The sequence below is a fragment of the Paenibacillus catalpae genome, from assembly GCF_900112695.1.
In the GTDB taxonomy this organism is placed as follows: Bacteria; Bacillota; Bacilli; order Paenibacillales; family Paenibacillaceae; genus Pristimantibacillus; species Pristimantibacillus catalpae.
On record NZ_FOMT01000001.1, the window covers coordinates 528483 to 553663 of the forward strand.

Annotated in this window: 25 protein-coding genes and 1 other annotated feature; of the genes, 23 read left to right on the forward strand and 2 right to left on the reverse strand. The window is 49.4% G+C overall.

The window, feature by feature from the left end; translation table 11 throughout:
• The first annotated feature begins 5 nt into the window (after positions 1-5).
• From mraY to ftsZ, 8 genes are all read left to right on the forward strand, one after another.
• Complete coding sequence (mraY, locus tag BM200_RS01995) at positions 6-962, forward strand: phospho-N-acetylmuramoyl-pentapeptide-transferase (protein ID WP_091180749.1); 957 nt, start codon at positions 6-8, stop codon at positions 960-962.
• A gap of 130 nt (positions 963-1092) precedes the next feature.
• Entirely contained in the window at positions 1093-2514 is a 1422-nt protein-coding gene (murD, locus tag BM200_RS02000) for a UDP-N-acetylmuramoyl-L-alanine--D-glutamate ligase (protein WP_091180751.1), read from the forward strand.
• A gap of 47 nt (positions 2515-2561) precedes the next feature.
• Positions 2562-3659, forward strand: a complete 1098-nt coding sequence (spoVE, locus tag BM200_RS02005; protein ID WP_091180753.1) for a stage V sporulation protein E — start codon at positions 2562-2564, stop codon at positions 3657-3659.
• Between the two features lie 259 nt (positions 3660-3918).
• Positions 3919-4824: a UDP-N-acetylmuramate dehydrogenase gene (murB, locus tag BM200_RS02010; RefSeq protein ID WP_091180755.1), complete on the forward strand. Its 906-nt coding sequence runs from the start codon at positions 3919-3921 to the stop codon at positions 4822-4824.
• Positions 4825-4839: 15 nt separating this feature from the next.
• Positions 4840-6108 carry a UDP-N-acetylglucosamine 1-carboxyvinyltransferase gene (gene murA / locus BM200_RS02015; RefSeq protein ID WP_091180757.1) on the forward strand — a complete coding sequence of 423 codons (1269 nt, stop codon included), beginning with the start codon at positions 4840-4842 and terminating at the stop codon, positions 6106-6108.
• A 91-nt stretch (positions 6109-6199) separates the two neighbouring features.
• Complete coding sequence (locus BM200_RS02020; RefSeq protein WP_091180759.1) at positions 6200-6967, forward strand: cell division protein FtsQ/DivIB; 768 nt, start codon at positions 6200-6202, stop codon at positions 6965-6967.
• A gap of 214 nt (positions 6968-7181) precedes the next feature.
• Positions 7182-8429, forward strand: coding sequence for a cell division protein FtsA (ftsA, locus tag BM200_RS02025; protein WP_091180762.1), 1248 nt, complete (start codon positions 7182-7184; stop codon positions 8427-8429).
• Between the two features lie 17 nt (positions 8430-8446).
• Positions 8447-9580 (forward strand): cell division protein FtsZ, encoded by a 1134-nt coding sequence (ftsZ, locus tag BM200_RS02030; RefSeq protein WP_091180763.1) that lies wholly within the window; start codon positions 8447-8449, stop codon positions 9578-9580.
• A gap of 102 nt (positions 9581-9682) precedes the next feature.
• Here ftsZ and BM200_RS02035 read toward each other — a convergent pair whose 3' ends face one another.
• Positions 9683-9898, reverse strand: coding sequence for a hypothetical protein (locus tag BM200_RS02035; protein ID WP_091180766.1), 216 nt, complete (start codon positions 9896-9898; stop codon positions 9683-9685).
• A 303-nt stretch (positions 9899-10201) separates the two neighbouring features.
• On the opposite strand from BM200_RS02035, the gene spoIIGA reads away from it, so the two are divergent.
• The 12 genes from spoIIGA to BM200_RS02095 all read left to right on the forward strand — a co-directional run bounded on the left by spoIIGA (position 10202) and on the right by BM200_RS02095 (position 21206).
• A complete protein-coding gene (gene spoIIGA, locus BM200_RS02040; protein WP_091180768.1) occupies positions 10202-11125 on the forward strand; it encodes a sigma-E processing peptidase SpoIIGA in 924 nt (307 codons plus the stop codon).
• A 51-nt stretch (positions 11126-11176) separates the two neighbouring features.
• Positions 11177-11899, forward strand: a complete 723-nt coding sequence (gene sigE, locus BM200_RS02045; protein WP_091180770.1) for an RNA polymerase sporulation sigma factor SigE — start codon at positions 11177-11179, stop codon at positions 11897-11899.
• 105 nt (positions 11900-12004) lie between these two features.
• On the forward strand, positions 12005-12787 hold the full coding sequence (gene sigG / locus BM200_RS02050; RefSeq protein WP_015845451.1) for an RNA polymerase sporulation sigma factor SigG: 783 nt from the start codon (positions 12005-12007) through the stop codon (positions 12785-12787).
• Positions 12788-13006: 219 nt separating this feature from the next.
• Positions 13007-13285: a PRC-barrel domain-containing protein gene (locus BM200_RS02055; protein ID WP_091180773.1), complete on the forward strand. Its 279-nt coding sequence runs from the start codon at positions 13007-13009 to the stop codon at positions 13283-13285.
• Positions 13286-13318: 33 nt separating this feature from the next.
• Positions 13319-14173 (forward strand): peptidoglycan editing factor PgeF, encoded by an 855-nt coding sequence (gene pgeF, locus BM200_RS02060; RefSeq protein ID WP_091180776.1) that lies wholly within the window; start codon positions 13319-13321, stop codon positions 14171-14173.
• Between the two features lie 7 nt (positions 14174-14180).
• Positions 14181-14909, forward strand: a complete 729-nt coding sequence (locus BM200_RS02065) for a YggS family pyridoxal phosphate-dependent enzyme (protein WP_091180778.1) — start codon at positions 14181-14183, stop codon at positions 14907-14909.
• 3 nt (positions 14910-14912) lie between these two features.
• Positions 14913-15374 (forward strand): cell division protein SepF, encoded by a 462-nt coding sequence (locus BM200_RS02070; RefSeq protein ID WP_091180781.1) that lies wholly within the window; start codon positions 14913-14915, stop codon positions 15372-15374.
• A gap of 28 nt (positions 15375-15402) precedes the next feature.
• Positions 15403-15654, forward strand: a complete 252-nt coding sequence (locus BM200_RS02075) for a YggT family protein (protein ID WP_091183423.1) — start codon at positions 15403-15405, stop codon at positions 15652-15654.
• A 13-nt stretch (positions 15655-15667) separates the two neighbouring features.
• A complete protein-coding gene (locus tag BM200_RS02080; RefSeq protein WP_091180783.1) occupies positions 15668-16447 on the forward strand; it encodes a YlmH family RNA-binding protein in 780 nt (259 codons plus the stop codon).
• Positions 16448-16548: 101 nt separating this feature from the next.
• Positions 16549-17079 carry a DivIVA domain-containing protein gene (locus BM200_RS02085; protein WP_091180785.1) on the forward strand — a complete coding sequence of 177 codons (531 nt, stop codon included), beginning with the start codon at positions 16549-16551 and terminating at the stop codon, positions 17077-17079.
• A gap of 66 nt (positions 17080-17145) precedes the next feature.
• Positions 17146-17427: a binding site (T-box leader), on the forward strand.
• A gap of 179 nt (positions 17428-17606) precedes the next feature.
• Positions 17607-20696, forward strand: coding sequence for an isoleucine--tRNA ligase (ileS, locus tag BM200_RS02090; protein ID WP_091180788.1), 3090 nt, complete (start codon positions 17607-17609; stop codon positions 20694-20696).
• A gap of 240 nt (positions 20697-20936) precedes the next feature.
• Complete coding sequence (locus BM200_RS02095; protein WP_245772927.1) at positions 20937-21206, forward strand: DUF5665 domain-containing protein; 270 nt, start codon at positions 20937-20939, stop codon at positions 21204-21206.
• A 45-nt stretch (positions 21207-21251) separates the two neighbouring features.
• Here BM200_RS02095 and BM200_RS02100 read toward each other — a convergent pair whose 3' ends face one another.
• Positions 21252-21956, reverse strand: a complete 705-nt coding sequence (locus tag BM200_RS02100) for a TraR/DksA C4-type zinc finger protein (RefSeq protein ID WP_091180792.1) — start codon at positions 21954-21956, stop codon at positions 21252-21254.
• 168 nt (positions 21957-22124) lie between these two features.
• On the opposite strand from BM200_RS02100, the gene lspA reads away from it, so the two are divergent.
• The 3 genes from lspA (at position 22125) to BM200_RS02115 (ending at position 24938) form a co-directional block, all read left to right on the forward strand.
• Positions 22125-22646 (forward strand): signal peptidase II, encoded by a 522-nt coding sequence (lspA, locus tag BM200_RS02105; RefSeq protein WP_091180795.1) that lies wholly within the window; start codon positions 22125-22127, stop codon positions 22644-22646.
• Entirely contained in the window at positions 22627-23571 is a 945-nt protein-coding gene (locus BM200_RS02110; RefSeq protein WP_091180796.1) for an RluA family pseudouridine synthase, read from the forward strand. The genes lspA and BM200_RS02110 overlap by 20 nt, the downstream gene beginning before the upstream one ends.
• A gap of 131 nt (positions 23572-23702) precedes the next feature.
• A complete protein-coding gene (locus BM200_RS02115; protein ID WP_091180799.1) occupies positions 23703-24938 on the forward strand; it encodes an LL-diaminopimelate aminotransferase in 1236 nt (411 codons plus the stop codon).
• The last annotated feature ends 243 nt before the right edge of the window (positions 24939-25181 follow it).

Genomic DNA, 25181 nt, shown 5'->3' on the forward strand with positions numbered 1-25181 from the left:
AGATAATGGACACGATGGTCATTTTATTTTCATTAGGTGCATCATTCTTAATATCGGTTCTGCTCGGACCATTGTTCATTCCGCTTCTCCGGCGCATGAAGTTTGGGCAGCAAATCCGGACCGACGGTCCGCAAAGCCATTTGAAGAAGAGCGGTACTCCTACAATGGGCGGCATAATCATTATGCTTGCACTACTTATTTCTTTCTTGAAATTTTCCGATAAGACCGCTGATTTCTGGGTGCTGTTCACAGCATCGTTAGGGTTTGGTCTGGTTGGGTTCCTGGACGATTATATTAAAATCGTATTTAAACGTTCGCTTGGTCTGACGGCTCGCCAGAAACTGTTCGGACAGCTGTTGTTCTCCATCATCGTATGCGCGGAGCTGTATAATATGAATCACAGCACGCTGATTACGGTGCCGGGGACGTCATGGGGCTTTGATCTGGGATGGTTCTACTATCCGTTTGTGGTTATTATCCTGTTCGGATCAAGCAATGCAGTGAATTTCACGGACGGTCTTGACGGTCTGTTGTCGGGTACAAGCGCAATTGCGTTTGGTGCCTTTACGATTATTGCCCTGCAAGTATCCGAGCATGAATCGGCTATTTTCTCCGCCGCTATGGTAGGGGCGGTGCTGGGCTTCCTCATCTTTAATGCCCACCCGGCAAAAGTGTTTATGGGCGACACGGGCTCTCTTGGGATTGGCGGCGGCATAGCCGCGGTAGCGATTCTCACCAAGATGGAGCTGATGCTTGTTATTGTAGGCGGCGTGTTTGTGCTCGAGATGCTTTCGGTTATTTTGCAGGTGGGATCATTCAAGCTCCGCGGCAAGCGGATCTTTAAGATGAGCCCGATTCACCATCATTTCGAACTGGTCGGCTGGTCCGAATGGCGCGTTGTTACAACGTTCTGGTCAGTGGGTCTGCTGTTTGCAGCAATCGGGCTTCTTCTTGCCTTATAAGAATGAACGGTTTGGCGCAGCTCTTGCCGGCTTCATGGAAGACCGGCAGGAGGCATCAAGCTGAACCCCGAACATAACGATGACTAACCCAAGCGGCTTACTCCGCTTCTTATACAAAGGAGTTGTACTTATGAACCATCCGGCGACTTATCGGGATCGCCGCGTCGTTGTTTTGGGTCTTGCCCGAAGCGGCGTGAGCGTAGCAAAAGTATTCCATGCTCTTGGAGCGGAAGTAATTGTAAATGATAAAAAAGAACGTGAACTATGCCCCGAAGCGGATGAATTAACTGCTTTGGGCATTTCTGTGCTATGCGGCTATCATCCGGATGATCTTGTGACTAGCGAAACGGCATTGCTGGTGAAAAATCCGGGTATTCCTTACACGGCGAGTCCAGTTCAGCAGGCGGAAGCACATGGCGTAGAGATCGTGACGGAAGTAGAGGTTGCCTATTGGCTGTCTGCGGCTCCTATTATCGGAATTACGGGCTCTAACGGGAAAACAACAACGACGACCTGGATAGGCGAGCTGCTTGGCGAAGCTGGCTTTAAGCCTATCGTGGCAGGCAACATCGGAACGCCATTATGTGAAGCGGCGTCCGAAGCAAAGGAAGACAACTGGATCGTTGCAGAGCTAAGCAGCTTCCAGCTGAAGGGGACTTCCGCATTCCGTCCGCGTATTGCCTTGCTGCTTAATGTTGTCGAAACGCATCTGGACTACCACGGCGGGATGGAAGATTATGTTGTTTCGAAGGCGAAGCTGTTCGCCAATCAGACGGCAGACGATATTGCCGTTCTGAACTGGGACGATGCTACATGCAGAGCGATTTCAGATCAGATGGCCGCAAAGGTGCTGCCATTCTCGCTTTATGTTCGGTTGGACAAAGGGGTATGCATTGAACCGCCGTTTGAAAGGGACAAGGCTTCTTCTGCTGCCCATATGATCGTATGGCGCAAGGAAGACGGGACGGAGCAGACGATACTGCCCGTGTCTGAACTAGGTGTTCCAGGCCGCCACAACGCATCTAATGCGCTTGCAGCTATTGCTGCCTGCCTTGCAGCGGGAGTTGCCCCTGAAGTCATGCTGCCGGTTCTGAAAGGGTTTAATGGCGTTGAACACCGGCTTGAATATGTTGGCGAGATAAACGGAGTCAAATACTACAACGATTCCAAGGCAACGAATCCAACGGCAACAACGATGTCTGTCGGCTCCATGAACGCGCCAATCGTATTGATTGCCGGCGGGCTTGACCGGGGTTCCGATTATATGGAGCTTCTTCCGGTATTCCGGGACCGGCTGAAAGGGCTCGTGACGCTGGGCGAAACAAGAGGCAAGCTCGCAAAGGTAGCGGAGCTCGCAGGTTTAACGAATCTGCGAATGGTCGAACCTGAGGAAGACGCCGAGTCTACTTTGCGGAAAGCCGTACAAGAAGCTGCCGGACTTGCAGAGCCTGGAGATGTTGTATTATTGTCGCCGGCCTGCGCAAGCTGGGATATGTTTAAATCCTTTGAGCAGCGCGGACGCATTTTTAAAGAATCGGCGCATACCTTGTAAGTAGGGGGCTTGTCCCTACTTTACGCAAATCAAGAGGTGTGTTTGCTATGGCCAAAGCCAGGTCCGCCCCGGACGTTTGGATGATCGTCTCCATCGCGCTTATCCTGACGATTGGATTAGTAATGGTATACAGCGCGAGCGCGGTGCTCGCTTTCCATGAATTTGGCGATAAATTCTACTATGTGAAGCGCCAGCTTATATTTGCCGTACTTGGCATAGGTGCGTTACTATTTACGATGAACGCGAATTATCTGATATGGAAAAACTGGGCGAAAGCAGCGCTTCTGATCTGCTTTGTCCTGCTTATTATCGTACTTATCCCCGGTATCGGCGTCGTCCGCGGCGGAGCCCGAAGCTGGCTGGGCATCAGCTCCTTTGGCATACAGCCATCAGAATTTATGAAGCTTGCGATGATCCTGTTTCTCGCCAAATGGCTGTCAGAAAAGCAGCAGACCATTACGCATTTTACAAAAGGTTTATTGCCGCCGCTTGGTCTGGTTGGACTAGCCTTCGGACTTATCATGCTGCAGCCGGATTTAGGGTCCGGAGCCGTTATGGTAGGGGCGGCGCTTATCCTTATATTTGCATCGGGTGCGAGAATCGGTCATCTGGCCATGTTAGGTTCGACCGGGCTCCTTGGACTTATAGCGCTGGTTATTGCCGAACCTTATAGAATGAAGCGGATTACAGGTTTCCTTGATCCTTGGGCGGACCCGCTTGGTACGGGCTACCAGATCATACAATCCCTATATGCGATAGGGCCGGGCGGCCTGGTGGGTCTTGGTCTTGGCATGAGCCGGCAGAAATTCAGCTATTTACCGGAGCCGCAGACGGATTTTATCTTTTCCATCGTGTCAGAGGAGCTGGGCTTTATTGGAGGCTCAGCACTCATTATCCTGTTTATGATATTAGTCTGGAGAGGGATCCGGACGGCAATATCGGCTCCCGACACGTTTGGCAGTCTGCTTGCGGTAGGGATTACCGGGATCATAGGCGTACAGGTCCTTATTAATATCGGTGTCGTTATCGGCGCAATGCCGGTCACCGGGATTACGCTGCCGCTCATCAGTTACGGCGGGTCATCATTGACACTATTGCTTACCGCTCTTGGCATTTTGCTCAATATATCCCGATATTCAAGATAATGAGGGATGACATATTGGCGTAAGTGGCCGGCATGGCGCCGCCTTTCGAGGCGGCTGCCTGACGTCCATTTTTGTGTTTACAGGGCGGCATAGGCGATTGTCACATTCGGAATGAAGAGGGCATAAGATACTCTATAAATCGTGACCGTCGCCCAGCTCGGGCCGTACATCACTATCGCTGCAGCGGGAAGCAGCAATGCTTATACCGCAGCGGATATGCCTAAATCTCTCAACAAGAAGCTAAAGGAGGTTCGACAACATGGAAACTTATATTACGGAATTGGAACAAGCAGGTCTCGGTCAGATCCTTTACAATGAGCCGCTTGCCAAACATACGACCTGGAAGATCGGCGGACCCGCTGATGTTCTGTTTATCCCACACGGCAAAGATCAGCTCGTGTCGGCCATCCGCCTTCTTCATAAGCATGGCGTACCGTGGACGAATTTGGGCCGCGGATCCAATATGCTGGTGAGCGATAAAGGAATCCGCGGCGTAGTGGTCAAAACGCGTGACGGGCTTGATTATGTGCGCTTTGAAGGATCGCTCGTCTATGCGGGTGCATCGTATTCGTTCATTAAACTATCGGTAATGTCGGGCAAGGAAGGCTTAACCGGACTGGAGTTCGCGGGGGGAATTCCGGGTACGGTTGGCGGAGCTGTCTACATGAACGCAGGCGCACATGGTTCCGATGTGTCACGTATTTTTAGATCAGCTGAGATTGTGCTGGAGACAGGTGAATTGGTTCGATTCGATCGAGAGGCGATGCAATTCTCTTACCGCCACTCTATCCTTCACGAGATGAAGGGCGTTGTTGTAGAAGCTGCGTTCGAGCTTGCAGAAGGAGACCGCAACGAAATAGCGGCAACACTTGCGTCTTACAAGGAGCGGCGGTTACGCACTCAGCCGCTGCAGCTGGCATGCGCAGGCAGCGTGTTCCGCAATCCGCCAAATGATTTTGCCGCTAGGCTTATCCAAGAGGCCGGGTTAAAAGGTGTTCGATTCGGGGGAGCGCAAGTTTCGGAGCTCCATGCCAATTTCATAGTAAACACTGGGCAAGCGACAGCTGAAGATGTTCTCACCCTCATGACACACATTCAAGGTACCATTGCAGACCGTTACGGCGTTCAGCTGGTGCCGGAAGTACTGGTGGTGGGTGAGCGGTAATTCGGAGGTGATACATTGGACAAATTGGTGATTGAAGGCGGGAAACCTCTCTCAGGATCCATTGTTATCCAAGGAGCGAAAAATGCCGCTTTGCCGATATTGGCAGCCTGTCTGCTTGCGGAAGGCACATCAACGATTGAACATGTGCCTAGGCTGCTCGATATCGACGTAATGCTTAACATTTTGCGCGAATTAGGATGCCGCGCTGAGCACGTGGGAGACACAGTTATCCTTAATACGGAAACTGCACACACCTCCCATGTACCGGAATCGTTAATGGGACAGATGCGTTCGTCTATCTTTTTGATGGGGCCGTTATTAGCTAGATTTGGAGAGACACAGGTTTACCAGCCTGGTGGCTGCGCAATCGGCGAGAGAAAAATCGATCTACACTTGGAAGGACTTCAAGCTCTTGGCGCAGAAATTGAGGAGATCGGCAACCGGATTATATGCCGCGCAGATAAACTGTATGGTGCAGAAATCCATCTGGCCTTCCCAAGCGTCGGGGCAACGGAGAACATTATGATGGCAGCCGTGCTTGCGGAAGGACGCACTACGATCAGCAACGCGGCGCGTGAGCCGGAAATTCAAGATTTGCAGAGATTTCTGAACGAGATGGGCGCGAAAATCATGGGTGCCGGAACGGATACGATTACGATTGAAGGGGTACAGTCGCTTACACCTTGTACGTATAGAGTAATTCCGGATCGTATCGTTGCCGGCACCATTATGGTTGCCGCTGCCGCAACCCGTGGTCAGGTCACGCTATTAAATACGAATCCAGCGCATTTATCCTCGCTTATTCATGTGCTCCGTCGGGCAGGTGTTCAAATCGCAGTTGACGGTGATATAATCAAAGTGGGCTGCCCTGGGCGGCCAAGAGCAGTAGAAAGAGTCGTTACGGCTCCGTATCCTGCCTTTCCGACCGATCTTCAGTCGCAGGTGATGGTGCTGCTTGCGCTGGCGGACGGAGTCAGCATTTTGAAGGAAACGATCTTCGAGGGGCGCCTGAAGCATGTGGATGAATTATCCCGCATGGGCGCTGATATCCGGGTAGATCTGAACTCGGCCTTTATCCGTGGCGTACCGCGTCTGTACGGTGCAACTGTGGAAGCAACCGACCTGCGGGCGGGGGCAGCACTCGTGATCGCCGGATTAGCCGCACAAGGCAAAACGATTGTCGAACAAATCCATCATATTGACCGCGGCTATGATTGCATTGAAACGATGTTAGGCAGACTCGGCGCGCGCATTTCGCGTTACTCTCCCGTACCGAAGAATTAACCGGAGATTGACTTTAATCGCAGCTGGATAGAAACGACCGGCCCTGCCCATAAGGAGGACCGGATGTTTTTTTAGAAGGAAGGGACAAGTTATGAGCGAGCTAGTGCCTGTATTGAAAGAGCCGGAGCGCAAGAGAAAGGGCAGCCGCAAACTGCTGACCGTTCTTTTTTTATTGTTTGTTATTCTCTTATCTGTATTATTTTTCAACTCATCAATCAGCAAGATTACGACGATAACAATAGAGGGCGCACAATATATTTCCAAAAGCGATATTCAGGCAGCCACAGGCATTGCCGCAGGAGACGCCTATTTCGGAGTATCGGAGAGCAAGGTTGAGAGCCGCCTCACAGCTTTGAAGCCGATTCAGGAAGCGGTCGTCGCCAAGTCCTTCCCCGGTAATGTCAAAATTACGGTTAAAGAGTTTCCCATTGTCGCGTTCGAATTGTCAGCAAGCGGCGAAATGACTGCCATTATGTCGAATGGAACGAATGTTTCGGCATTAAGCGACGAATTTCTCATGGACAAGCCCGTACTCTCCGGATGGAAGCAAGATGATCCAAACCGGGCGGAGCTGACGAAGCAGCTGGGCAAAATCTCGGAAAAGCAGCTGTCCGACCTGTCAGAGATTATTCCTTACCCGTCGAAGGCTTATCCGGATCGGATCAAGATCTACACTCGGACCAAATTCGAAGTAACCACAGCGGTGTCTCTGCTTGCTGAGAAGATCGAAGCACTAAATGCGGTAATCGAGACGCAGGAGCCCGGGAAGATAACCATGCTGCTCGCGGACACTTATGTTCCGTTTATTAGTAATGCTACAGAAAATATGGAATCTGATCAAAAAGAGACTACTCAATAGGTAGAAAGAATGGTAGAATTTTATTCACAGATTTAATATATTTTCATACGACTATCAAGCATTCATAACATAAGGCTTATGCCGCGACATTAGGGAAATGAAAATTTTGTTGAAAAAAGAGGGAATATATCAAAGGCGTTGAATATGTAGAAGGACGAATGTTTATAACCCTATTCTTGTATTATTTAATCAGTTAAACGGGAGGTGCCGCGGGTTGAGCAGTAACGACATCATCGTCAGTTTGGACATCGGTACATCCAAAGTTCGTGCTATTATTGGGGAAGTGAGCAACGGAACCATTAATATTATTGGAGTTGGATCTGCCGACTCGGAGGGTATTCGCAAGGGAGCTATTGTAGATATTGACCAGACCGTGCAGTCGATTCGCAGCGCAGTTGAGCATGCGGAAAGAATGGTTGGCATTCAAATATCAGACGTCTATGTTGGCATTCAAGGAAATCACATTGCACTTCAGACGAATCGTGGCGTAGTTGCAGTATCCAATGAGGATCGTGAAATAGGCGAGGAAGATATCGAACGTGTTGTACAAGCGGCCAAAGTGGTCGCACTTCCTCCTGAAAGAGAAATTATTAATTTGGTACCAAAGCAGTTTTTGGTTGACGGCTTGGAAGGCATTTCTGATCCTCGCGGAATGATCGGGGTACGGCTTGAAGTGGAAGCGACCATTGTAACGGGCGCAAAAACGGCTATACATAATTTAATGCGCTGCGTAGAGAAGGCCGGACTTCGAATTTCAGGCGTCATCTTGATGTCACTCGCTTCTGGCGTTATGTCGCTTACGAAAGACGAGAAAACAATCGGAACCGTGCTTACCGATATCGGAGCAGGGTCTACAACCATTACGATCTATGAGCAAGGGAGCTTAGCGGCTATCTCGACATTGCCAATTGGCGGCGAGTATGTCACGAACGATATTGCTTATGGACTTCGTACACAGTCGGAGCAGGCTGAGAAGATCAAACTGAAGTACGGCTGCGCTTTTGTCGCGGATGCTGCTGAAGATGTGAAATTTAAAGTGACACGCATGGGAAGCAATGTAGAGAAAGAGTTCTCGCAGGTCGACCTGGCCAGCATTATTGAACCGCGCATGCAGGAGATCTTCCATCTTGTCCGTCAGGAAGTGCGCAGACTTGGTTACGGAGATAAAGTGAACGGATACGTACTCACTGGAGGTTCTGTTACGATGCCGGGTACGCTGGCCCTTGCGCAAGCGGAGCTAGAGTCATCTGTTCGTATCGCATCGCCGGATTATATCGGTGTGCGCGACCCTGCGTACAGCAGCGGGGTAGGAATGATCCAATACGTGTCGAAATATATGGGAGTACGAGGAGCAGCAGCAAGTACAGGGAAGAAAACGGCAAGCCGCAAGTCGGGTACCACCGCTTCATCCAAACCCGGTATGTTCGAACGGTTGAAAAATATGTTTAGCGAATTTATTTGATCGGGGGAAAATGAAAGATGTTGGAATTCGATTTGGATCTGGAGCAACTCGCTCAGATAAAGGTAATTGGTGTTGGCGGCGGCGGCAGTAACGCGGTTAACCGAATGATCGAGAACGGCGTTAAAGGCGTCGATTTCATAACAGTAAATACGGATGCGCAAGCTTTGCACCTGGCAAAGTCCGAGCATAAGCTGCAAATCGGCGATAAGCTGACTCGTGGTCTTGGTGCAGGCGCAAATCCGGAAGTGGGCAAGAAAGCGGCTGAAGAGTCGAGAGAGCTTGTCATGCAACAACTGAAGGGATCGGACATGGTATTCGTAACTGCCGGCATGGGCGGCGGTACGGGTACTGGTGCAGCTCCGGTTATTGCGGAGATTGCACGCGAATGCGGCGCTTTGACTGTTGGCGTAGTAACGCGTCCATTCACCTTCGAAGGCCGCAAGCGTTCCGCACAAGCGGAGCTTGGCATCGAAGCGTTGAAGGAAAAAGTAGATACGCTGATCGTTATCCCGAATGATCGTTTGCTTGAGATCGTTGACAAGAAAACTCCGATGCTGGAAGCATTCCGTGAGGCGGACAACGTGCTTCGCCAAGCGGTACAAGGTATCTCTGACCTGATCGCAGTACCTGGTCTGATCAACCTTGACTTTGCGGACGTGAAGACGATTATGACGGAACGCGGTTCGGCGCTGATGGGTATCGGTATCGCTACGGGCGAGAACCGTGCTGCGGAAGCGGCGAAGAAAGCGATCATGAGCCCTCTGCTCGAGACGTCCATTGACGGCGCTCGCGGCGTAATCATGAATATTACGGGCGGCAGCAACCTGTCCCTATATGAAGTTAATGAAGCAGCCGAGATCGTTATCTCTGCTTCCGATCCGGAAGTGAACATGATCTTTGGTGCTATCATCGACGAAGAACTGAAGGACGAAATCAAAGTTACGGTAATTGCAACAGGGTTCGAGCATAAGCCATCCTCTGCAACACGCCGTGCTCCTCAGCCACAAGCTGAGCCGGAAGTTCGCCCGACAACAGCTTCTGCGACTTCCCCGTCGTCGCAAGCTTCGACGGTTAAACCGTTTGGCGCCTCGACTTCGAGCGACCAGCTCGAAATCCCGGCGTTCCTGCGTAACCGTCGCAACGACCGCTAATTCCTGCACTTAACGCCTGACCGCTTGCCGGTCAGGCGTTTTTGTTGTTCAAGCCTAATCGGGTCTAAGATATTTACGCACACATCAATCTGCTTGATAGGCCTACCTAGTTGCAGCGTTCCATCCGTCGATCACCGGATGATCCAGCTCGTATTCCGGATGAAGATGGTCGAATTGCGTGAAAGCCGGCCGCCATACCTTCTGAAGAAACAGCTTGCCTTCATGACTTTTCCCTTCCGCAAGTCTTCTTTTATTTTCGTCATCCCGCCTCTTAAGATGATTATCATACCAACTATTAAATACCCCCTCATACGACAAAACCAGTCACGCTCCCTGCCTAGTAGGAATGAAAAAACCGCGTCCCAGAAACAGAAATGTTCCCGTAAACGCGGCGTGTGCTTCACTGCCATCATGATCATATGGATAAAGATTACCATATTCCTGAAATGGCAACAACCCATAAGCCCTATAAACTCTTATTTTGCCCTCGACAAAAAAAGCTATGTCATGCCGTCATGTTTAGACAGACTTTGAAATAGGATTTTTATATACTAGGTTCAATCGTTCTCTCCGGAAGGAGGGCAACCGTTCTGTCGTTCGAACCCGCTGGAAGGTGAAGCTGTGGCTGTTTATGTCGATGTCATGTTTATGCGGGAGCTGCTTGTTGACGGCAGCATTCTGTTGACGACGGCCTGGGTTCGTCATATCCGGGCACGTCCTTGGCGGGTGCTGACGGCATCCAGCATTGGCGCTTGCTACGTTGTTCTTATGCTTTTTCCGCCGCTATCTTTTCTTTTTACATTAGTTGTAAAAGTACTGATTTCTCTCCTCATGTTATGGGTGGCGTTTGGCTTCTTCTCCATTCAAAACTTCTTCAGGAACATTGCAGCATTCTACACGATCAACTTTATTGCTGCAGGGGCAATCATCGGTATTCATTACTTATTGATGCAAGGGTCAGGCGAAGTATGGCGTACGGTCACCTTTATAAATGGCGGTATGCAGGTCGAGCTGAAGATGGGATTTATTTATGTGCTCGCTGCGTTTAGTATCGGCATTTACATATACCGCTCGGTTTATGTTCAGCGGCGCGAGAGGGAGCTGGTGAGAACCCATTTGGCCGAAGTGAAAATTCAAATCGGCGACCGGGAGCATACTTGCACCGGACTGATCGACACAGGCAACCAGCTGTACGATCCATTAACGCGGACGCCTGTTATGGTAGTAGAAGCAAGTGTGTGGGAAAATGACTTGCCAGAGTCATGGCTGAAAAGCATTCGTGAAGCGCAGGTGGATCGGCTGGTTGCCGGTCTGGGTGAAGAAACATTTGTGTGGCAGGATCGATTGCGACTTGTACCCTACAGAGGAATCAATCGCGGATCACAATTTATGCTGGCACTCAAGCCGGATTTTGTTCAGATTGAGCGGGAAGGGCAAGTATTCCTCTCTCGGAAGGTGCTGGTCGGCATCGACGGCGGCAAGCTTTCGTCAGACAGTGCTTACCAAGCGATTATCCATCCGTCACTCGTTCAGAACAGCCAATGATTGGATTTAGAAGGATGAACGTTAACATCATTTTGGGGAGGGATGGGCCGGATGCTCGTCAAGTGGAAATTAGTCCTGCAGTTATATTATTATCGTGTTTTGTTTTTATTCGGATTAAAAAGCGAAGAAATCTATTATATTGGCGGCAGCGAGGCGCTACCTCCGCCCTTGACCCGTGAAGAAGAGGAATATTTGCTCGATAAGCTTCCATCCGGTGATACGGCGATCCGTGCCATGCTAATCGAACGCAATTTGCGCCTTGTCGTTTACATTGCGCGCAAATTTGAGAATACCGGCATTCATATTGAGGATCTGGTGTCGATTGGAGCAATTGGACTGATTAAAGCGGTTAATACCTTTGATCCGGAGAAAAAAATCAAGCTGGCCACTTACGCTTCCCGCTGTATCGAGAATGAAATTCTCATGTATTTGCGGCGCAACAGCAAGACGAGGACTGAGGTATCTTTTGACGAACCGCTTAATATTGATTGGGATGGCAATGAGCTTCTGCTGTCTGATGTGCTCGGTACGGAGAATGATACAATCTACAAGAATATCGAAGAGCAGGTTGACCGCAAGCTTCTTCATAAAGCGCTTGATAAGCTGTCGGAGCGGGAGCGCATTATTATGGAACTGAGGTTCGGGCTCGCCGACGGCGAAGAAAAGACCCAGAAGGATGTGGCTGATCTTCTTGGTATTTCGCAGTCTTACATCTCGCGGCTTGAGAAGCGGATTATTAAGCGTTTGCGCAAGGAATTTAACAAAATGGTGTAATGTTATTCCCAATTATGGGGCAACAGATACCCCTGTTTTGGAAGAATAAAATAGGGGTCCGAGGAGATAATGTACATTAATGTTTCTCCTTGGGAGGTAATCACGTTGACCCGAAATAAAGTCGAGATCTGTGGAGTGGATACCGCGAAACTGCCTGTCCTGACCAATGCCGAAATGCGGGAGTTGTTCACCGCACTACAAACCCAGAATGAATGGGCAGCCAGAGAGAAATTAGTAAACGGCAATTTAAGGCTGGTTCTTAGTGTTATTCAACGGTTTAATAACAGGGGAGAGTTTGTGGACGACTTATTCCAGGTCGGCTGCATTGGACTTATGAAGGCGATCGATAATTTCGACCTTAGCCAGAATGTCAAATTTTCCACCTATGCCGTACCGATGATTATCGGTGAAATCCGCCGTTACTTGCGTGACAATAATCCGATCCGCGTATCGCGGAGTTTGAGGGATATTGCCTATAAAGCGCTGCAGGTTCGTGACAGCCTGACTAATCAAAATTCGCGTGAACCAACGATTTTTGAAATTTCCGAAGCTCTGAATGTACCAAAAGAAGATGTCGTATTTGCCCTTGATGCCATTCAAGATCCGGTCTCGTTGTTTGAGCCGATCTATCATGACGGCGGTGATCCCATCTATGTGATGGATCAGATCAGCGACGACAAGAACAAGGACGTATCGTGGATCGAAGAGATTGCACTTCGCGAGGCGATGCATAAATTGAACGACCGCGAAAAAATGATTTTATCCATGCGTTTCTTTGAAGGAAAGACGCAGATGGAAGTGGCCGATGAAATCGGCATCTCTCAGGCGCAGGTATCCCGGCTGGAGAAATCAGCGATCCAACAAATGCAAAAGCATGTAAAAACATGAACGGTGCCGCCAGGCACCGTTTTTTTCGTGCCCGGCATGCTGCCAAGCTTAACTTGTTTTTTTACGCGAATAGGACATTTTGGGCGAATTGTACATATAGATAAGTGAGGATGTTCATCCCGCTCAAGTGTAAACGGCAGCGTTTAGCGGGTGAAATATAAGCTCAGTATAGTGAAAAACATATACGTTCTTATATTTAAGAAAAGTGGTGATGTGCAAATGAAGATATCCGATTTCCAAACGAAGGATGTCATTAATATTGTGGACGGCAAGAAGCTTGGCCAGATTAGCGATCTGGAGCTTGATCTCCGTCAAGGCCGCATTGATGCGATCGTCATCCCCCAGTTTACAAGATTTCTCGGCATGTTCGGGAATGGCGGAACAGAAGTCGTTATCCCTTGGCGCAATATTGTGAAAATCGGCGCGGACGTTGTGCTTGTCCGGCTGGATGAGACCAAGCAGCGGCTTGAGGAAGAGGATTTGCACGCGCGCACATAACAGGTTAAACTGCTTACAGAGGTGAGTGCCCGTATGGAATCGTTTAAATCTGTACTAACGGCGAAGGGACCTTCGCTTTTTTTATTGCCAACTTGGATGGAGCAAAATGAACGGCTGACGGCCGGATTTACGGGCAGGGGCGGCGGTGTGAGCGAACAGCCTTGGGCATCGCTGAACGTTGGCCTGCATGTCGGAGATACGGATGCGGACGTTGTGCGCAACCGCGAGCTTATAGCGGAAGCAATAGGTTGGCCCTTTGAAGCGTGGACCTGCGGTGAGCAGGTGCACGGCTGTGAGGTGTTCCAGGTTACGGAAGCGGAGCGGGGTATGGGCAGAATGTCACGCGCTTCGGCTATAGCGGATACGGATGGTCTGATGACCGATATTCCTGGTGTGTTGCTGGCATCTTTTTACGCCGATTGTGTGCCGCTTTACTTTTATGATCCGGAGCATGAAGCGGTAGCGCTGGCTCATGCAGGCTGGAAAGGAACCGTTCAGCAGATCGCTGCCCGAACGATTGAAGCGATGGAACAGCAATATGGCACAAAGCCCGAAAAGCTTCTGTGTGCCATTGGTCCGTCGATCAGCGATTGCTGTTATGAGGTGGACAGCTTTGTCATTGACAAGCTGCAGCCGCTCGTGGAAAAGCTTGCAAAAGTTGCAGATTCCGATCCTAAATTGATGATGACATTGGTGGAAAACGGTAAAGCTATGGTAAACTTAAAACAAATTAACCGACATATTATGCTTGAAGCAGGAATTTTGCCGATTCATATCGAATTATCCGAGTGGTGCACAGGATGCAGCACCGATCAGTTTTTCTCCCACCGGAAGGAAGGCGGCAAAACGGGCCGTATGGCCAGCTGGATCGGTATCCGGGAAAGGTGAACGAATGATGACAAGTACTATTAAAACCGCATTAGCAGGAAGAATGGAAGAAGTGGAGAACCGGATTGCAGCTGCGTGCGCGAGAAGCGGCCGCAAACGTGAAGAAGTGAATATTATCGCAGTGACGAAGTATGTGTCTTTGGAAACAGCGGAGGCTGCTCATCAGCTGGGACTCCAGCACCTTGGTGAGAACCGCTGGCAGGATGCCAAGGAGAAATGGGAGGCCATTAGCGGCAGTGAATCGAGTGAAAACGGCGGACAAGCTGTCTGGCATTTCATCGGATCCCTGCAGACGAACAAAGTGAAAGACGTCATCGGCAAATTTACATACATTCATTCCATCGATCGTCTGTCTTTAGCGCAGGCGATAGACAAGCGGGCTTCCCAGCTTGGCCTTACTGTTCCTTGTTTTGTCCAGGTTAACGTATCGGGTGAACAATCCAAGCACGGTCTTGAGCTTGAACAACTGCCGGCATTGTTAACAGAGCTTAAGGAATTATCATCGCTGCGTATTATCGGCCTAATGACGATGGCACCTTATGAGACGGAAGCAGAAGAGACAAGGCCGGTATTTCGCGCTTTGCGCGAACTTAGAGATGAAATGAACGAGCGTGCAATCCTCCCGGAATCGATGACGGAATTGTCCATGGGCATGTCAGGAGATTTTGAAGTGGCAATAGAGGAAGGTGCAACCTGGATTCGATTAGGAACGATACTAATAGGAAAAGAGGGATAGAACATGAGTGTGATGAACCGATTTATGAACTTTCTTGGCCTTCAGGAGGAAGAAGAGGTTGTAGAGCGCGAAAGAGTTGCGCAGCAGCAGCCGGATGAACCGGAAGTTGAAACTTCTCCGTTCGAAGCACGTAGAAACTCCAAAGGCGGTAATAACAATATTGTGAGCATTCATACGCAAAAGAGTGTCCGCGTCGTTCTCAGCGAGCCGCGCTCTTACGATGAAGCGCAGGATATTGCCGACCATCTGCGTTCGCGCCGGGCGGTTATCGTGAATCTGCAGCGTGTGCGCACAGAATTGGCCGTAAGGATTGTTGATTTCTTAAGCGGTACGGTATATGCGCTTAACGGCCACATTTCGAAGCTTGGGCCAAACATCTTCCTGTGCACCCCTGATTCCGTAGAAATTCAAGGCGCCATTACCGAAATGCTGGCAGAGGATATTGATTACAATAAGATGAGGTGACCTTGAGTTGAGTGTTTATTCTTTAATTATGAACATCCAGAACATTTACAGCTTTATGATTATCGGCTATGTGTTGTTGTCCTGGCTGCCAAATGCGCGTGAAAGCTTTATCGGAGTATGGCTGGGCAAATTGGTAGAACCGTATCTCGGAATTTTCCGCAGATTCATTCCACCGATTGGCGGTATGCTTGATATTTCCCCGATTATTGCGATTTTTGCTTTGCGCTTTATCGCTTATGGCCTGTATGCGGTTGTCGATTTCATTCTGAACATGTTCTAAGGAAGGACAGCTTATGAAGCCAACAGTATACGAACATTTCCATCCGGATGAGAAACCATTTGTCGACCGGGCGATGGAGTGGGTAGAACGGTCCGCGCAGCTGCATCAGCTGAAGCGGACCGATTTTTTAGATCCGAGGCAGGCGCAAATCCTGGAGATGCTGGCCAACCGGAATCCGGATGTCCAGCTGCGGCTTGCCGGCGGTTATCCGGAGGCAGAACGCTGCAGAGCCATTATAGGCCCGGAATACCGTTATTTGGACGATGAACCAGTCGGATTATCAGTCCTCGCCGTAAACGGCGGAGGCACTCATCTGGAGCTTGATCACGGCGATTACCTGGGCGCATTGCTCGGTCTCGGCGTCAAACGTGATCGAATTGGAGATATTCATGTCCATGAGGACTATTCGCATATAATTGTTTTGGACGAAATTGCCGATTACTTAAATGTACACTTAAGACAGGTGCATCGTGCGAGCGTACTTACGGAAATAATCCCCATCACTGAGCTTAAGCCCGTTGTACCTGCCCTTCAAGAAATGTCCTTCACTGTCGCCTCGATGCGGCTTGATGTTATCGCTAGTGACGTCTACCGGATCAGCCGCACCAAGATCGTAGATCCAATCCGTGCAGGCAGATGCAGAGTGAACTGGAAGACAGCCGAGAATCCGTCCGAGCAACTCAAAATGGGAGACGTTGTCTCCTTTAAAGGCCTTGGCCGATTTAAAGTGCTGGAAATTGATGGCATGACAAAAAAGGGAAGAATTCGCGTCAAGGTTGGTAAATTTATTTGATTCGTTGCAGGATTTTGGAAACAACTGTCGAAATCCAAACCAACAACGAATAATTCCGAGTACATCCGCGAATGCGGCAAATACGTTGAGGAGGTGCGCCAATGCCGTTGACGCCATTGGACATACATAACAAGGAATTTGGACGAAGATTACGCGGGTACGACGAGGATGAAGTGAATGAGTTCCTCGATCAGGTGATCAAGGATTACGAATCGATTATTCGCGAGAACAAAGAGCTGCAGAATCAGATTCTGGGTCTTCAAGAAAGATTGAATCATTTCTCGAACATCGAAGAGACCTTAAGCAAGACCATTATCGTAGCCCAAGAGGCTGCTGATGAAGTGCGCAATAATGCGAAGAAGGAAGCCCAGTTGATTATCAAAGAGTCGGAGAAAAACGCAGACCGCATTATTAACGAATCACTTTCCAAATCTCGTAAAGTATCGCTTGAGGTGGAAGAGCTCAAGAAACAAGCTTCGATCTATCGTGCTCGTTTCCGTACGCTCGTGGAAGCTCAGCTTGAGCTGCTTGGTCAAGAGGGCTGGGATTCGCTCAATGCCGAAAGCTCGCAAATTTCTCACACTTCGTCAACCGTTACCCATCTGACAGCTGAGCAATTACAGCGCGGATAGGCATTTGTCATTTGACAACCGCTCGGCGATGAGCTATAAATAGAATTAATTGCATGATAGTTGATTCAAACTTCATTGACGAGAACGAGTACGTATCCAAGTTCGTTCACCAGAGAGCCGTCGATTGCTGAGAGGCGGCGTTCGAACCGATTCGGAAAATCATCTCCGAGAAGCAGCGCTGAACATGGGATCCTTATGGATCGCATTAATAAGGGCTGACGGTTTGTCCCCCGTTACAGGGACCGCGAATTTCAGTAATTCGCGCCAAGGTGCCGCGAGTCCGTTGATTAAAGTCAACGCTGACTAACGGAACAAGGGTGGTAACGCGAGCGATGCCTCGTCCCTTTTACAGGGACGGGGCTTTTCTGTTTTTAAGCTAATGCTTACGAAGCAAGAATCATCACGAACAGCCTGAAACGGCTGTTAAGGTTCTAATTCTTTAAAGCTAATGCTTACGAAGTAAGAATCATCACGAACAGCCTGAAACGGCTGTTAAGGTTCTAATTCTTTTCAGGAGGTAATGAAAAATGCAACGTGTAGACGTCAAGGAAAAAGCAAGAGCCCGGGATATGCGCATTCTGAAGCAATGGGCGGAGAATGATACGTTCAAGAAATCGATCGAGAACCGCGCGGGCAAACCAAACTATGTATTTTATGAAGGTCCTCCGACCGCAAACGGTGCGCCGCATATCGGTCACGTGCTGGGCCGCGTAATCAAGGACTTTATCGGCCGTTACAAAACAATGTCCGGCTACCGCGTCGTACGTAAAGCCGGCTGGGATACTCACGGTCTTCCAGTTGAGCTTGGCGTAGAGAAGCAGCTTGGCATCTCAGGCAAGCAAGAGATCGAGAAGTATGGCGTAGAGGAATTCATCAAGAAATGCAAAGACAGCGTATTCGTCTATGAGAAGCAGTGGCGTGAGCTGACTGAAGCGATCGCTTATTGGACGGATCTCGATAACCCGTACATCACGCTCAAAAATGAGTACATCGAGAGCGTATGGCACATCCTTTCGACGATCCACAGCAAAGGCCTGCTCTATCGCGGACACCGCGTAAGCCCATACTGCCCTTGCTGCCAAACGACACTCAGCTCGCATGAAGTAGCGCAAGGCTATGAAGACGTGAAGGATTTGTCCGCTACGGTCAAATTCAAGCTGAGCAACGGCGAATCGATCCTCGCTTGGACGACAACGCCTTGGACTCTGCCTGCGAACGTTGCGCTGGCGGTAAATCCGGAGCTGGATTACATCCGTGCTTCCAAAGACGGCGAAGTATATATCGTCGCTCAAAACCTGGCAGAGAGCGTGCTGAAAGAAGGCTATGAAACTCTGTCGACGGTGAAAGGCGCCGAGCTTGTTGGACTTTCTTACGAGCCTCCTTTCCGCTATGTACCTGTGGAACATGGTCATGTTGTCATCCCTGGCGATTTCGTCAGCGATACAAGCGGCACGGGTATCGTTCATATCGCGCCTGCACACGGTGAAGACGACTATAAAGTTTCCCGTCAGAACGGCATCAGCATGCTGAGCGTTGTAAATAACGCGGGCCGTTATGTGGACGAAGTAACCGATCTTGCCGGCCGTTTCGTAAAAGACTGCGACGTGGATATTGTCAAAATGCTTAGCGAACGCGGCCTGCTCTTCTCCAAGGAGCGTTACGAGCACAGCTACCCGTTCTGCTGGCGTTGTAAATCGCCGCTGCTGTACTATGCTACAGAAAGCTGGTTCATTGAGACAACAAAAGTGAAAGAACAACTGATTGCGAACAACAGCACGGTGGATTGGTACCCTGGCCATATTCGCGAAGGACGCTTCGGCAAGTTCCTGGAGGACCTGGTTGACTGGAATATCAGCCGTAACCGTTATTGGGGAACGCCGCTTAACGTATGGATTTGCGAGGCAACGGGTAAAGAATATGCACCAAGCAGTATTGCTGACCTGCGTGAACGCGCCGTAGATTTCGTGCCTGAGGATATCGAGCTTCACAAGCCGTATGTCGACGAGATCAAGCTGAAGTCGCCGTTCCAGGAAGGCGCAGTAATGACACGTACATCGGAAGTTATCGATGTATGGTTCGACAGCGGCTCGATGCCATTCGCCCAGCAGCATCATCCGTTCGAGAATGCGGAAGAGTTTGCCGATCAGTATCCGGCTGACATGATCTGCGAAGGAATTGACCAGACGCGCGGCTGGTTCTTCAGCTTGCTGGCGGTGTCCACGCTGTACAACGGAAAAGCGCCTTACAAGGCCGTTATTTCAACAGGCCATATCCTCGATGAGAACGGGCAAAAGATGTCCAAATCGAAAGGCAACGTTATCGATCCTTGGGAAATCATCAACGAGTATGGTACGGATGCCTTCCGTTGGGCCCTGCTAGCGGACAGCGCGCCTTGGAACAGCAAACGGTTCTCGCGCGGTATCGTAGGCGAAGCCAAATCGAAGGTCATCGACACCATTGTGAACACTCATGCATTCTACGCTTTGTATGCTTCGATTGACGGCTTTAACGCGGCTGATCATCCGGAGCGTCCATCCGCGAGCAAGCTGGACCGCTGGATCGTATCCCGACTGAACAGCCTGATCAAGAACGTTGTGAAGGGACTGGAAGTGAATGACTTCCTGAATCCTGCAAAATCGATCGAAATCTTCGTGGATGAGCTGAGCAACTGGTACATCCGCCGTTCGCGTGACCGTTTCTGGGGAAGCGGCCTGACCGAGGATAAAGTCGCGGCTTACCAAACCCTGCGTCATGTGCTGCTGACTCTTTCCCGCGTTATTGCTCCATACGCTCCTCTGCTTGCAGAAGACGTATACGGCAACCTGGGCGGCGAATCAAGCGTTCATCTGGCGGATTACCCGGCAGCGGACGAAGCAGCTATTGATGAGACGCTGGAGCGCGACATGGACAGCGCGAAGCAAATCGTAGAGCTTGCCCGCAACGTTCGGAACGAAACGGGAATCAAGACGCGTCAGCCATTGTCTGAGCTGATCGTATCGCTTGACCGTGATTTTGCTGTAGCAGAGTATGAGGATATTATCAAAGACGAGATTAACGTGAAGACGATTGTGGTTCAGAACAGCGACAGCGGTTTTGTTGATTTTTCTCTGAAGCTCAACCTGAAAGTGGCGGGCAAGAAATACGGTAAGCATGTAGGTCCTATCCAAGCATATCTGAAAGGAATGGCCGCGGAAGCTACTCGCGAGGCCGTTACTTCTGGAAGCCTTGTATTCACTTCGGCAGAAGGCGAAGCGATCACCGTAACAACGGAAGAGCTGCTTGTCGAGAAACAAGCTAAATCCGGTTTTGCTTCTGCTTCGGCCAGCGGTGTTACAGTTGCGCTTAACACAGATATTACGCCAGAGCTCGAGCAGGAAGGTTGGGTGCGTGAAGTCATTCGTGCGGTTCAGGACACTCGTAAGAAGCTTGACCTTCCAATCGAGAAACGGATTGATCTGGCACTTGATGTTGACGCGGAACTTCAAGCAGCACTTCAAGCGTTCAGCAATGTACTGAATGACAATGTCTTGTTAAACAGTGTGTCGTATGAATCGGCAGAAGGTATGGAACGCGTGCAGCTTGGCGACAAAGAAATCGGCATTCTTGTCCGCGGGTAGGCATATCGACACGACGGTTCGGGATATAGTATAAGGAGCATGGCCACACAAAAAGAGTGCCTTAACATAAGGCTCCTTTTTCCTTATAGCAAGCGGATGGATCCTAATCGGTTCCGACCGTTGACGCTTTGCAAAGGGGGACGCCACATGGTCCGTATTAAATTGAACGATGAGTCGGAAAACGAAAATAAGAAACCAGTCGATGAAGAAACCGTTGAAAGTAAATTAAGCAAACTAGATATGCGTCTGAGCAAAATCGCTACGAATATGGAGCGGACTCAAATTGCGGAATATGTGGATCTGCTGAATCATCCCATTCGGCTTTTGTGGCGCAATTTGCTGGCAGGTCTCGCAAAAGGTGTAGGCCTTGCGATTGGTTTTACTTTCTTTGCGGCGACAATCTTATATTTGCTGAAAGCTTTAGGTGCTCTGAACTTGCCTATCATTGGTGATTACATTGCGGATATCGTTAGGATTGTACAAATCCAGTTGGAAGGCAAGATGTATTGAAATAATAATAAAAAGGCGGCGGTGCCAAGCACCGTCGCCTTTTTATTATTGCTCCTCAAGTTCATGATCGCCTTCATTATGGTCCATATACTGTTTGTAGTGGCGATTGCGAATAACGGAGACATGATTGCCGGTTATATCGGTTGCCACGAAGCTTTCGAAAGATTCCACAAAGCCGTCGTTCTCATCTGCTTCGATACCGATATGATCATAATCACCAACATTGGCGTTCTCAGACGTGGCCGGCGATTCAGCAGTACCCCATTGCTCAACAATTTGCCAGGCATCTTCACCATCAAAGCCGTTATAATCATCGTCATCGCGGCTCGATCTGCCAAACGGATGAGCCAGAAACTCCTCTTCGACCGGCCGCTCATGGGAAATCTCCTGACGTGGTGCATGTTCTAAACAGTACAGCGTGTCGGGTAAAGCTTCCAGCCGTTCGCTGGGAATAGGCTGGCCGCAAGCGCGGCATTGTCCGTAAGTACCCTTATCCATAGCCTCCAGTGCTTCGGATATACGGGCCAAGTGGAGATCTTCCTTCTCGAGCAGCGCCAGGTCCTTGGAACGCTCGAACATTTCGGTTCCAAGATCCGCCGGATGATTATCTATTGAAGATAACTCGCCCGTATTATCGCGAAGGGAGGAGGCAAGTCCGTTATGTTCGTTGTGAGACAGTCTTTCCTCGAGCTCTCTTTTCTCCGCCTCAAGCCGGCTTCGAAGATGTGCAAGCTGTGTTGCATTCGGCATCGGTTGCACCTTCCTTAGATGAATTAGGTAAGACGTTCAATAGCTAACCTATAGTCTTCACTAATGCCCATTTTTTATAAAGGACTTCGTTGGAAAAGGGGACTACTGGCTGAGTAGCGGGCCATTATGCTACAATACAATAGTTTGGTACAAACTAGGAGGGATACGATGCGTTTTTATTATTACTGGATCGCGGTAGCAGCTTTTGTGCTGGACTTCATCACCAAAAAAATCATTGCTGCTCAACTTGAAATCGGCGAGCAGATCAGCGTGATCGGCAATTTCTTTCTCATTACCTCGCATCGGAACCGCGGAGCAGCATTTGGCATACTGCAGGAACAACGAGTATTCTTCATCATTATCACCGTATTCATTGTCAGTGCGATCGTCTGGTACACCCATGCTTCCAGAAATTCAGGCAAAGCCTGGCTATTAACCGGACTGGGGCTTGTCCTTGGAGGAGCAGTTGGCAATTTCCTTGACCGTGCCATTGCAGGTGAGGTCGTTGATTTCCTGATGTTTAATTTCGGCAGCTATACGTTCCCGATCTTTAACGTAGCGGACTCCGCTATTTGCGTTGGTGTAGCATGTATTCTAATTGATACGTTGCTGTATTCGAAGGATGACCCGAAACAAATCAGCAAGAGAGAGGATAAGGAACATAACGAGCATGAGCAGCAACCTGTTTAATGAGAGTGAAGAACTGTTGGAATTTGAGGTGTCGCCGGAGCGGGCGGGGGAACGGATTGATAAATTTGTGACGGACAGCCTAAACGAGGAATCCATCTCCCGCACGCAAGTACAGGATTGGATCAAATCCGGTGCTGTGCATGTGAATCAGAATACGGTGAAGTCGAACTACAAAGTGTCATCAGGCGATCAAGTGGCCCTTCGTATACCGGAGCCGGAAGATGCGGCTATTGCAGCGGAGAATATTCCGCTTAATATTGTGTACGAGGACTCTGACGTCATTGTTATAAACAAACCAAGGGGGATGGTCGTGCATCCTGCAGCGGGACATTCCTCCGGAACGGTCGTTAATGCGCTGATGTATCATTGCAAGGATTTGTCCGGCATTAATGGCGTACTCCGCCCAGGTATCGTCCACCGGATTGATAAAGACACTTCCGGACTGCTGATGGCAGCGAAAAATGATCTTGCCCACGTTTCACTTGCCGAGCAGTTGAAGGAACATACGGTGTCGCGTAAATATATTGCCTTGGTCCATGGTAATTTGCCGCATGATCAAGGAACGATTGACGCGCCTATCGGCCGCGATCAGAATGACCGGAAGCTGTTTACCGTAACCGATAAGAACAGCAAACATTCCGTTACTCATTTTGTGGTTCTGGAACGGCTTGGTGATTACACGATTGTTGAGCTCCAGCTGGAGACAGGGCGCACGCATCAAATCCGCGTTCATATGAAATATATCGGTTATCCGCTGGCAGGCGATCCTATTTATGGACGCAATAAGACGGTAGCGTTAAAAGGACAAGCATTGCATGCAGCGCTGCTTGGCTTTAAACATCCAAGAACCGGTGAGTTTCTTGAATTTGAAGCACCGATTCCTGCTGATATGGAACATGTGATTAATTCGCTTCGTTTGCGTTAAGAAGGCCTGTTCAGGGCTTGTGCGGAAAAATGCAAACATTTCAGCATATTATTCATTATTTCATCGTAAAAAGTAAGCTATCCTTAGCTTAAAACGTAAAAACATATCGTAAAAGGAACGGTGAACGATTCATGACAGCTATTAATCACAATTATACGGAGCTGCAAGGCAGCTACCTTTTCTCGGAAATTGCAAAACGCCGCACGAAATTTGTGCAGGAAAATCCAAATGCAGAGATCATCAGTCTTGGGATTGGCGACGTTACGCGCGGCTTGCCCGAAGCGGTAACAAAAGCCATGCACGCTGCTGTTGACGAGCTGGCAGTACCGGGGTCTTTCCGCGGCTACGGCCCTGAGCAAGGCTATGACTTCCTGATCAACGCGATCATCGAGAACGACTACAAAGCACGCGGCATCAACGTTCAAACGAATGAAGTATTCGTGAGCGACGGTTCGAAATGCGACGTTGGCAACATTCAGGAAATTTTCAGCGAGAACAGCATTGTAGCGGTACAAGACCCTGTATATCCGGTATATGTGGATACGAATGTTATGGCGGGCCGCTCCGGCAAATTCAACAAAGAGACTAACCGTTACGAGAATATCGTGTATCTGGAATGCACGGCCGAGAACAATTTCACGCCAAGCCTTCCCGACCGCAAAGTAGACATCATTTACCTTTGCTACCCGAACAACCCGACTGGCATGACGCTTTCCAAAGAAGAGCTGAAAAAATGGGTTGACTATGCAAAAGAAAACAACTGCATCATCCTGTACGATTCGGCTTATGAAGCATTCATCCAAGAGGAAGATGTTCCTCACAGCATTTATGAAATCGAAGGCGCTGACGAAGTAGCTATCGAATTCCGCAGCTTCTCGAAAACTGCAGGCTTCACTGGCGTTCGCTGTGCTTATACTGTAGTTCCACGCAAGCTGAAAGGCCTTGATGCCAATGGCAACGAAGTGCTGATCAACGATCTGTGGAACCGCCGTCATACAACGAAATTCAACGGCGTATCTTACGTAACACAACGCGGTGCCGCAGCGATCTACTCGCCGGAAGGCAAAGAGCAAATCGCGGCACTGGTTGACTACTACATGACTAACGCCGGTATCATTCGCGAAGGCCTTGCATCGATTGGATTGGAAGTATTCGGCGGCGTTAACGCTCCGTACATCTGGCTCAAAACACCTAACGGCATGGACAGCTGGTCCTTCTTCGATAAGCTTCTGTCGGAAGCAAACATCGTTGGTACACCAGGTGTAGGTTTCGGCCAAAGCGGCCAAGGCTATTTCCGCCTTACAGCATTTGGTTCCCGCGAGAACACGGAAAAAGCGGTAGAACGCATCCGCAAAATGTCCCTGTAATAGAAATGAACGGCCGTGCAGATTACTATCTGCACGGCTGTTTTTTATTTTCCCTTACAGTTAAATACAAACGGTGCATTTTGAATGATTCTTAGGGAGCAAGATTATGCTTACGAGGTAGCTTTGTTGGAATCATCGAGCAACAGCGGCCGATAGAACATTCGAATGCGCGTTTGATTTAACCAATGCTACATCCCTTGACAATTTTCGCGCGACGCGGTACAATTCTTTTGATATATGGCA